1 protein-coding gene is annotated in these 1,798 nt (G+C 48.2%); it reads left to right on the plus strand.

Translation table 11 applies throughout. The features are described from left to right. The first annotated feature begins 553 nt into the window (after nucleotides 1-553). On the plus strand, nucleotides 554-1,636 hold the full coding sequence (locus PMI17_RS19720) for an acyltransferase family protein (protein WP_007891934.1): 1,083 nt from the start codon (nucleotides 554-556) through the stop codon (nucleotides 1,634-1,636). Nucleotides 1,637-1,798 lie beyond the last annotated feature (162 nt).

Consider the following 1,798-nt stretch of genomic DNA (forward strand, 5'->3'; position numbering starts at 1 on the left):
GGTCGCCATGAATGGCGACCCTACAACATAAGATATGTTTAATGCTCACCCTCTACCACAACGCTATTATTTCCGCTTATCCATTTGCCACATTAAATAATTACCCCTCTGCAATTTGAATATATATTGGCATACGAATGGGTGGATTGTTCTTAATTTGCCAGAGTGATGCCATTCACATTAATTTTAGTTAAAAACCTTTTAGTGACTCTAATTAAGGCAAATTTCCTTAGCCTGCTCATGATTCTATTTTTGTCTGGATCTGTAAAGTATTGTTATATCAGGACCACAAAAAAACATTTAGGACTTTCGCTACATCATGCCTTCGCCCGCTGTTTAATAATCGTTGAATAACCATACCCGTCATATTTCGGGTTGCAGCTGCGTTAGCTGCGTGTGTTCACCTCAGTCACTTACTTCAGTAAGCTCCTGAGGATTCACCCACTTGCCGCCTTCCTGCAAACCGAATTATTTAGGGTAACAAAGGCACCATCGCTTATTTCCTTATCCTTCTCCTTTAAGACCTACACAGCAACAGCAGCGGAGTCATCATATGAATAACGCCAGAAAAGAAGATATTGCATGGATAAATACTCTAAAAGGAGCGTGCATATTACTGGTGGTGTTGTATCACACCGTCTTACCGGGATTTGAAGGGACGGTAAAATTATTGACGGCTGGGTGGATCCCGGCAGAAATATGGGTGCAGTTTAATACGGTTTTATCGCCGCTACGTATGCCGGCATTTTTCTTTGTTTCCGGCTTACTCGCCACCAACGGAATTTTGCATCGCCCGTGGAAACAGGTATTTACCAGCCGTATTACCAATCTGTTTTATCTCTACATTCTGTGGGGCTTTATTCAGTGGTGGTCGATTGTCGGCATCTCCACGGAGATCACCGGACAGCGTATCTCGCAGAACCTGAATGCGGCGTACGCCGGTTCGCTGCTAGAGTTTCTTAAGCTTACGTTCCTCGCCATGAGCACCTCGTGGTATCTCTACGGTTTAGCGCTCTATTTCCTGTGCGCGAAAATCTTCAAACAGCAGAAGGTGGCCTTGCTGGTCGTCGCGATTGCGCTCAACTATCTGGCGGTAGAGAAGATTATCCCGTTCTGGGGACCACAAAGCGTGGCGCAGTATTTCCTGTACTTCCTGCTGGGCGCTTTCTGGAGCCCAATGATGTTGCGCCTGAGCGAATGGCGTCGCGAAAACATTGTGCCGTGGGCCATATTGGCGGCGCTCTCCGGTTTGCACGTTATCTTTGGCCTGGATAAGAGTTTGTTCCTGTGCATTCTCGCCGTGCTGGGCAGCGTAGCCGCGTGTCGCTGGCTGAACGCGCATTTCAAGATGAGTTACTTAAATTGGGTAGGGCGCAACACGCTGCAAATCTACGTGATTCATCGCATCTTCATTGAGTTCTTCGGCATGTCAGCGATTCTGTTTGCGCAGCGTCATCACCTGTTTGAGCAGGCGTGGTTCTCGATTCTGTGGGCATGTTTCTATCCGCTGGCGATCGTCGGGATCTGCTCGCTGTGTTCGGTCGCGGTATGGCAGGTTACCAATCGTGGGTTGGGTCAGTCGCTGTTTGTGTTCCCAACGCTGATCGGCTTGAAGCGGAAGAAGTCTGTGGCTTAGAAATTCGCGCGATAAATCGCGCCGCTACAAAATAGTGCACATACTGTAGCTACCGTCTTGAACGTCAAGCGGTAGCTACGTAGTTTTCGTTCCACGGCTCTCGTGTTTTAAGCACACCGAAGCAGAGATGGACCAGTTTACGCATCACCGCTCCCAGCGCCA

The organism is Pantoea sp. GM01, from assembly GCF_000282675.1.
Lineage (GTDB): Bacteria > Pseudomonadota > Gammaproteobacteria > Enterobacterales > Enterobacteriaceae > Pantoea > Pantoea nemavictus.

Excerpts from the sequence above, each read along its gene's own strand:
- PMI17_RS19720 (WP_007891934.1), top strand. The coding sequence starts at position 554 with ATGAATAACGCCAGAAAAGAAGATATTGCATGGATAAATACTCTAAAA.